Raw genomic sequence first — 8,206 nt, forward strand, 5'->3', positions numbered from 1 at the left:
CTACCGATGGTCTCTCGCCTATGAAAGTGGGTAAGAGTCAGTTGCGAACGGGGGCGCCCCCCAGCCCCCATTCGCCGGCCGTTACCCCTCCAGCAGGGGCAACTGCACCGTGAACGTAGAGCCTTTGCCCAGTTTGCTGGTCACGGAGATGCTTCCATCGTGCAGTTCGACCAGCGATTTGGCGATGGGAAGCCCCAGCCCGGTGCCGTAGGTCGCCTCCTGACGGGAGTTCTCCGCCCGGTAAAACTTTTCGAAGATGCGCTCCAGGTCTTGCTCCGGGATGCCGATGCCCGTGTCGCTCACCTCTACCAGCGCCCGTCCGTTGTCGGGGAAGGCACGCACGGTGACACTGCCGCCGGCCGGCGTGTACTTGCAGGCGTTGGAGAGCAGGTTGTTGAGCACCTGGATCATGCGCTCCCGGTCCGCCCGTATCCAGAGGGGCTGTGGGGCCAGGTCTAACGTAAGCTGAAGGTTCTTGGCCTGGAACAGGGGATACAGGGAGCGCACCGCCTCATCCACCAGCTCCTGCAGGCGCAGGCGGGTTTTATTGAGCCGCAGGTTGCCGGCCTCGATGCGGGAAATGTCCAGCAGGTCATTGGCAATAGCGATCAGGCGCTTGCAGTTGTCCAGGACGATCTCCAAATACTCGCGCTGGGTGTCGTTGATCGGCCCGTCGGCTTCATCGAGGAGCAGTTCCACATACCCCTGGATGTTGGTCAGCGGGGTGCGGAGCTCGTGGGAGACCATGGAGATGAATTCGGTTTTCAGCCGGCCGGCTTCCTCCAATTCAGCATGCGCCTGCTCCAGCTTGCGGCGCGCCAGTTCCAGTTCCGCCACGCGGCGCATCAACTGCAGAGCGCTTTCCCGCAGTTGATGGGTCAGGCGCTCTTCGGTGGCGCGCAGTCTGCTCTTCTCTATATGTTCTCGTACGACGGCGGCAACGCGCTGGTAGTGCAGGGGTTTGACCAGGTAATCCGAGGCCCCCAGCTTCATGGCCTCGACCGCCATTTCCTCCGAGCCATGGGCGGTCATGATAATCACCGGCAGGGCCGGCGCGCGGCGTTTCAGGCTGGTGAGCACAGAAAGGCCGTGCAAGTCGGACATCAGCATATCCAGCATCACCAGGTCGGGCTGTTTCTGTTCGAAAAGCTGAAGGCCCTCTTTGCCGGTGAGCGCAGTCAACACGCGGAAGCCGGCGTCCGTCAGGGTCACTTCCAGCAGTTTGATGTTCAGCCGGTCGTCGTCAATCAGAAGCACGGTCTGCTTCGGTTCTTCGACGGTCGGGGGTGGGACAGCCGGCCGGCCCTCACGGATTCGCTCCACAAATTCCAGGAGCCGTTCCACTGGCACGGGTTTCTGCAGAACCAGGTCTGCCGAAAGGAAGGCATCTGCCAGCCCAAGACCATTTTCCCGGAGCGGCTTGACCGCTTCGATGTCGAAGGGGGAGAGGAGGATGATCGGGATGCCGGCCAGCGCGGGATCGGTTTTGACATGCTCACAGATGACGAAGCCATCCCGCTTGGGGAGCAGCGCGTCCACCACGGCCAGGAAGGGCTTTAGTGTTCGAAGCTTTGCCAGACCTTCCTCGCCATCATGGGCCGTCCAGACCCGATAGCCCTGCCTCTGCAGGGCCTGGGCATAGATGGAGGCTTGCGTGGGGTCCTCGAGAATGAACAGGATCGAGTATCCCGCTTCCTGTGCCGGCATACTGGGTGTCCCTCCGGGCAAGATGATACCCTAAACCAGGGGGAGTGTCAAGAGGTGAAGCCGCCGGCAGGGGCAATTCGCCGCTCGATTTAATCTTGCATTAACCCACCAGAGATAGGATAACGGAGACAGTCCTGGGAAAGTTTGCTGCGCAGTGCGGGAAGGCGTCAGAAAAGTACGGAGGAGGGTTTCCTATGAGAAACATGCAACAGCGTGTAGGGGTATTGGTGGGGATAATGTTGATCCTGAGCTTGCTGGCCGGCTGTGGTTGGGCGGGGACCGTGCGCACTCTCGTCAGCCCGGCTATCACGGCGGTGGCGGAGATCGCTTCGACGCCGACACCCACGCCCGCTCCGCAGAAGGCGGCGACCGCCGCGCCGGCGGTGCAGTCCAGCGCTCTGCCGGCCGGCGTCCTCGAAGAGGAAGAGCTGTTGACGCGTATGTACGAGGAGGTCAGCCCATCCGTGGTGCACATCCGGGTGGCCCAGCAGGTCTCAGGTCTCTCCGGCTTCGCCGATGACCTATATCGGCGCGGTGAAGGCTCGGGCTTCGTCTGGGACACAGAAGGCCATATCGTCACCAATGACCACGTGGTCGAGGATGCCACTATTGTGGAAGTGCATTTCAAGGATGGGACCATTCTGGAGGCGGATGTCATCGGCACGGACCCGCAGAGCGATATCGCCGTGATCAATGTGGACCCAACCCAGGTCGCGCTGAAGCCGGTGATCCTGGGAGATTCAGACCAGGTGAAGGTGGGACAGCTTGCTGTGGCTATCGGTAACCCCTTCGGCCAGACCTGGACGATGACGCGCGGCATCGTCAGCGCGGTGGGGCGCGTGATTCAATCGGGCCTCTCCCGCTTCTCCATCCCGGAGGTCATTCAGACTGACGCGGCCATCAACCCGGGCAACTCCGGCGGCCCCCTGCTGAACAGCCGCGGAGAGGTTATCGGCATGAACACCATGATCATCTCTCAGACGGGGAGCAGTTCCGGCGTCGGCTTCGCGGTGCCGAGCAACATTATCGCCAAGGTGGTGCCGGCGCTCATCGCCAAAGGCTCATATGCCTATCCGTGGCTGGGCATCACGGGGCGTGATCTCCTGCCGCAGGACGTGAAGGCCCTGGACCTGCCGGTGCGCCGGGGCGCGCTGGTGCTGGACGTGGCCGCCGGCAGTCCAGCGGACAAGGCCGGCCTGCGCGGCAGTGAGCGCGTCATCCGTGTGCAAGGCCAGGAGTTAACTACCGGCGGTGATGTCATCATCGCCATAGACGACACGCCGGTAACCGGCATGGATCAGCTCATCTCGTACCTGGTGCGCAAGACCCAGCCCGGCCAGCAGGTGACGCTGACCATCATCCGGGATGGGAAGGAAAAGAAGGTCACCGTCACCCTGGCGGAGCGGCCGAAGGAATAAAGGACGGTGGTGATTTCGCGTTCTGGCCTGGGATGAATATATTCATACGGCGTACGCGCAGGTGTCCCAGGGGGCGGCCAGCCGGCATCCCCCCTGGGACACCATCCCGTATCGAGGAGGGATGGCTGGAAATGATCGATGTCAAGCATCTCAGTAAATCGTACGGCATGGTGCAGGCGGTCAAGGATGTGAGCTTCCATGTGGACGCCGGCGAAGTCATCGGCTTACTGGGGCCCAACGGCGCCGGCAAGACCACCCTGATGAAAATCCTCACCGGCTATCTTCAGCCGGATGAGGGAGAAGTGTGGATCGACGGCATTGATGTGGTGGCCGACCCGCTGGCAGTGCAGTCCCGCATCGGCTATCTGCCGGAGAACGCCCCCCTGTATCCGGAGCTGACAGTACAGGCGTACCTGCGGCTGATGGCCGATCTGCGGCAAATCCCAGCGGAGCAACAGCCGGCCCTGCTGACCGAGGCCATCCTGGCGGCCGGCCTGCAGGATTACCTGACCCGCCCCATCGGCGAATTGAGCAAGGGGTACCGCCAGCGCGTGGGCATCGCCCAGGCCATCCTGCACAAGCCCAAACTGCTCATCCTGGACGAGCCAACAGTGGGCCTGGACCCCACCCAGGTGCTGGAAGTGCGCCGGCTCATCCGCCGGCTGGCCAAAAACAGCACCATTCTCCTCTCCACGCACATCCTTTCCGAGGTGGAAGCCACCTGCCAGCGCGTCATCATCCTGATGAACGGCGAGGTCAAGGCGGATGCCCGCCTGCAGGAGCTGGAAGCCACCTCGGAGGCCGTGCTGGTGCTGGGGGAGGCAGTGCCTGGCGCCCTGACGGCGCTGAAGGGCCTGCCCGGTGTGCGTTCGGTGGAGCGGTTCGACACGCCGCATGGGGTGGAATATCACATCCGCGGTGAGAACGGGGTGGATGTGCGGCCGGCGGTCTTCCGGCTGGCACGGGAGCAGAACTGGCCGGTGTATGAACTGCGGCGTCATGTGCGCACCCTAGAAGCGGTCTTCAATGAGCTGGCGACCTCTGCCGGCAGTATACCAGCCAAAGCGAAGGAGGTGCGTGCGGCATGAAATCGGCATGGAATCAGGTCCTGGCAGTAGCGCGCAAGGAACTGCGGGCCTATTTCGGCTCTCCGATGGCCTTCATCTTCGTCGGGGTGTTCCTCGTCGTCACCCTCTTCACCTTCTTCTGGGTGGATACCTTCTTCGCCCGCAACATCGCCGATGTGCGGCCGCTGTTCCGCTGGATGCCGGTGCTGATGATCTTCCTGGTGGCGGCACTGACCATGCGGCAGTGGAGCGAGGAGCAGCGCGCCGGCACGCTGGAGGTGCTGATGACCCTGCCAGTGCGGCCGGCGGTGCTGGTGCTGGGCAAGTTCCTTGCCACCATGGCGCTCATCGCCCTGGCGGTGGCGCTGACCATTTTTCTGCCCATTACCGTCAGCCTGCTGGGCGATCTGGACTGGGGCCCGGTGATCGGCGGGTATCTGGCGACACTGTTGATGGCCGGCGCGTATGTTGCCATCGGGCTGTTTATCTCCTCCCGCACCGATAACCAGATCGTTTCTCTCCTGCTGACCCTGTTGGTGGGCGGGGCGTTCTATCTGGTCGGGTCGCCAGGGGTGACGAAACTGTTCGGGGAGACGCCGGCGGAGATCCTGCGCGCTATCGGCACCGGCAGTCGCTTCGAGAGCATCGAGCGCGGCGTCATTGACCTGCGCGACCTGGTCTACTATCTCTCCCTGACCGCCTTTTTCCTGGTGGCAAATGTGGTATCGCTGGAGAGCAAGCGCTGGAGCGAGGGGCCCCGGAGCCGGCCGCATCGTCTTAATGCCCTCCTGCGCATCGTGCTGGTGGGGGCCAACGTGCTGGCGCTGAACGCCTGGATGTTCCCTCTGCACGGACTGCGCGCGGACATCACCGCCGGCAAAGAGTACAGCCTTTCCCCGGTCACGCGCGACCTCATCCGCGGCCTGGAAGAGCCGCTCCTCATCCGCGGCTATTTCAGCGAGCGGACGCACCCCCTGCTCTCGCCCCTGGTTCCCACCATTCGCGATATGCTCCGGGAGTATGAGATAGCCTCCGGGGGCAAGATCAAGGTGGAGATAGTTGACCCGCGCAGTAACTCCGAGCTGGAGGCGGAGGCCAATCAGATATACGGCATCAAACCGACGCCTTTCCGCATCGCCGGCCGCTACGAGGACACCATTATCAGTTCCTATTTCGATATCCTGGTGCGCTACGGCGACCAGTATGAGGTGCTGAGTTTCGATGATCTGATCGAAATCCGGCCGGCCGGCGGGGGCAATTGGGACGTCGGCCTGCGCAATCTGGAATATGATTTGACCCGCGCCATCAAGCGCGTGGTGTACGGCTTCCAGAGCCTGGATGCCCTCTTTGCCAAGATCGAACAGCCCATCCGGCTGACGCTGTACACCACCCCTGATACCCTGCCGGCGGAGCTGAAGGATATCCCCGGGCTGGTGGAGAAAGTGGCGCGCGATATTGAGAGGACTGCCGGCGGCAAGTTCATCTTCACCATGGTGAACCCGCGGGACCCGCAGGCCGGCATCTCCGCGGAAGAGCTGTACAATTCCTATGGGATCCGCCCCTTCGCGGTGAGCCTCTTCTCTGACCAGACCTATTATCTGCACCTGGTCATGCAGGCCGGCGAGGATGTCTCGGTCATGTATCCGACCGGCAGTATGACGGAGGCAGATGTGCGCTCGGAGATCGAGGCCGGCATCAAACGGGCGGCGCCCGGCTTCCTCAAGACCGTGGGCCTCTGGCATCCCTCCGAAGAGCCTGTGCCCAACATGTTCGGCGGATATTCCAACCCCATCTCCACCTGGTCGCTGGTGCGCAACCAGCTTTCCCAACAGTACAACCTGAAGACGGTGGACCTGAGCAGTGGCCGCGTGCCCGGCGATGTGGACGTGCTGGTCATCATCGGCCCGTATCAATTCACCGACAAGGAGCTGTACGCCATTGACCAGTACCTGATGCGCGGTGGGGCGGTCATCGTGGCCGGCGGGCGCTACCGCCTCTCCCCGATGCAGTTCGGCGGCGCCATCCTGATGGAGCCGGTCAACGATCCGCTGTATGATATGCTGGCCCATTACGGCGTCACGGTGGGTCAGGGCATGGTGCTGGACCCGCAGAACGAGCCGTTCCCCATCCAGGTCACGCGCACTGTCTCCGGCGTCAACGTGGTGGAGATCCAGCAGATGCGCTATCCCTATTTCGTGGACGTGCGCGCCAGCGGCATGGCCAAGAACAATCCCATCGTGGCCAACCTGCCGGCGGTGACCTTGCAGTGGGTCTCCCCGCTGGAGGTGGACCCCGAGAAGAACAAGGATCGTGAGGTGGTGGAACTCCTGCGCTCCACCGATGCCTCCTGGGTGCGTACCACCAATGACGTCCAGCCCAACCCCCAAGCGTACCCGGAGCTGGGCTTCCCGGTGGAAGGGGAGCAGAAGTCGCACCTGCTGGCGGTGAGCATCCGCGGTAGTTTCGAGAGCTACTTCAAGGACCGTCCCAATCCCTTCCTGGAGGCCGGCGCGGAGCAAGGTCAGGAGAACGCCGGCGCCGCGGAGGAACCTGACAAAGCGCTGGGCATGACCACGGTGGAGAAATCGCCGGAATCGGCCCGCCTGGTGGTCATCGGCAGTTCCGAATTCCTGGATGATACCGTGCTGGGTATCTCCCGCACCCTGTTCCAGGACCGCTATCTGAACAATCTCCAGTTCCTGCAGAATGCGGTGGATTGGGCGGTGGAGGATGCGGACCTGCTGAGCATCCGCTCGCGCGGTACCCAGGCCCGCCTCCTGCGGCCGCTGTCGCAGGGCGAGCAGTCCTTCTGGGAGGGGCTGAACTATGTGGTGGCCCTGCTGGGTCTGGGAGTGATCGGACTGGTGTGGAACCACCGCCGGCGGCATGAGGCCCCGATGCCGCTCGTGAACCTGCATCAACCGGACAAAGGGCAAGGGGGTGAGTCATGAAGAACATCAGCCGCACCAATCAGCTCCTGGCTGTCCTGCTCGTGGTACAGCTTATTGTGGTCGGCGTAGTCTTCTGGCCGCGCGGCGGCACTGCGGCGGCGCCGGCGGTCGCCCTGCTGGAAGGCCTCGACGCATCGCAGGTCGTGCGGATTGCGGTCAAGGATTCCGAGGGCGGGGAAGTGGTGCTGGAGAAGAAGGCCGGCGCCTGGGTTCTGCCGAATGTGGACGATTATCCCTGTGAGGAAAAGCGGGTCACGGAGTTCCTCGACAAAGTGGCCGCCCTGCAGTCCAACCGGCTGGTGACGGAGAACAGCACCAGTCACCGCCGTCTGCGGGTCGCGGATGACGCCTTCGAGCGTCAGATCACTATGACTACCGAAGATGGCACCAACTACATCCTGTATCTGGGCACTTCGCCGGCGTACAACGTGACCCACGCGCGGCGCGCCGGCCAGAATCAGGTCTACCTGGTCTCTGGCATCAACTTCTCTGATGCCAGCACTGCCTTGACATCCTGGCTCAACGCCAAGTACTTCTCGGTGCCCCAGGATCAGGTGACCGCCTTCACCGTCCAGAACGCGCAAGGGACGTTCCGCTTCCGCAAGGATGAGGCCGGCAAATGGAGCCTGGAGGGTCTGGCCGCCGGAGAGACGCTGGATGAGAACACGGTGAAGGTACTGTTGGGCCGGCTGGAAGCCTGGTGGATGATGGAGCCGCTGGGCAAGACGGAGAAGCCGGAGTACGGTTTTGACCAGCCCAGTGCCGTCATCACCGTGGAGGCGAAGGATGAGGCCGGCGGCAGTCGCACCTATACGGTCACGGTGGGGGCGCGCCAGGAGGACAACAGCTATGTGATTCGCTCCTCCGAGTCGCCCTATTACGTGCGAGTCTCGGCGTTCTCCGCCGAGGACTTCGTGAACAAGGGGCGGCAAGATTTCCTGGTTCAGCCGACCCCGACGCCGGCGCCGACGGATGAGGCGCCGGCACAACCCACGCCGGCTTCGTAATCCCTCGTCAACTCCCAGCGCAGGTGACAGTCACCTTGGAGGTGACTGTCACCTGC

Annotated in this window: 5 protein-coding genes; 4 read left to right on the plus strand and 1 reads right to left on the minus strand. The window is 62.9% G+C overall.

Annotated features, from left to right (window positions below; genetic code table 11):
* Positions 1-81: 81 nt before the first annotated feature.
* Positions 82-1,707, minus strand: coding sequence for a response regulator (locus tag H5T60_08625; GenBank protein ID MBC7242495.1), 1,626 nt, complete (start codon positions 1,705-1,707; stop codon positions 82-84).
* Positions 1,708-1,901: 194 nt separating this feature from the next.
* Between H5T60_08625 and H5T60_08630 the strand changes: the two genes are divergently transcribed.
* The 4 genes from H5T60_08630 (at position 1,902) to H5T60_08645 (ending at position 8,150) form a co-directional block, all read left to right on the plus strand.
* The gene (locus tag H5T60_08630) at positions 1,902-3,125 is read left to right on the plus strand and encodes a trypsin-like peptidase domain-containing protein (GenBank protein MBC7242496.1); all 1,224 of its coding nucleotides are present in this window, start codon (positions 1,902-1,904) and stop codon (positions 3,123-3,125) included.
* A gap of 131 nt (positions 3,126-3,256) precedes the next feature.
* Positions 3,257-4,213 (plus strand): ATP-binding cassette domain-containing protein, encoded by a 957-nt coding sequence (locus tag H5T60_08635; protein MBC7242497.1) that lies wholly within the window; start codon positions 3,257-3,259, stop codon positions 4,211-4,213.
* Positions 4,210-7,143 carry a Gldg family protein gene (locus tag H5T60_08640; protein ID MBC7242498.1) on the plus strand — a complete coding sequence of 978 codons (2,934 nt, stop codon included), beginning with the start codon at positions 4,210-4,212 and terminating at the stop codon, positions 7,141-7,143. The genes H5T60_08635 and H5T60_08640 overlap by 4 nt, the downstream gene beginning before the upstream one ends.
* The gene (locus tag H5T60_08645) at positions 7,140-8,150 is read left to right on the plus strand and encodes a DUF4340 domain-containing protein (GenBank protein MBC7242499.1); all 1,011 of its coding nucleotides are present in this window, start codon (positions 7,140-7,142) and stop codon (positions 8,148-8,150) included. Before H5T60_08640 ends, H5T60_08645 begins: the two co-directional genes overlap by 4 nt.
* Positions 8,151-8,206: the final 56 nt, after the last annotated feature.

This window comes from Anaerolineae bacterium, from assembly GCA_014360855.1.
GTDB lineage: Bacteria > Chloroflexota > Anaerolineae > JACIWP01 > JACIWP01 > JACIWP01.

Coding starts and splice junctions, on each gene's coding strand:
- H5T60_08630 (MBC7242496.1), top strand. CDS start 1,902: ATGAGAAACATGCAACAGCGTGTAGGGGTATTGGTGGGGATAATGTTG.
- H5T60_08645 (MBC7242499.1), top strand. CDS start 7,140: ATGAAGAACATCAGCCGCACCAATCAGCTCCTGGCTGTCCTGCTCGTG.
- H5T60_08625 (MBC7242495.1), bottom strand. CDS start 1,707: ATGCCGGCACAGGAAGCGGGATACTCGATCCTGTTCATTCTCGAGGAC.
- H5T60_08635 (MBC7242497.1), top strand. CDS start 3,257: ATGATCGATGTCAAGCATCTCAGTAAATCGTACGGCATGGTGCAGGCG.
- H5T60_08640 (MBC7242498.1), top strand. CDS start 4,210: ATGAAATCGGCATGGAATCAGGTCCTGGCAGTAGCGCGCAAGGAACTG.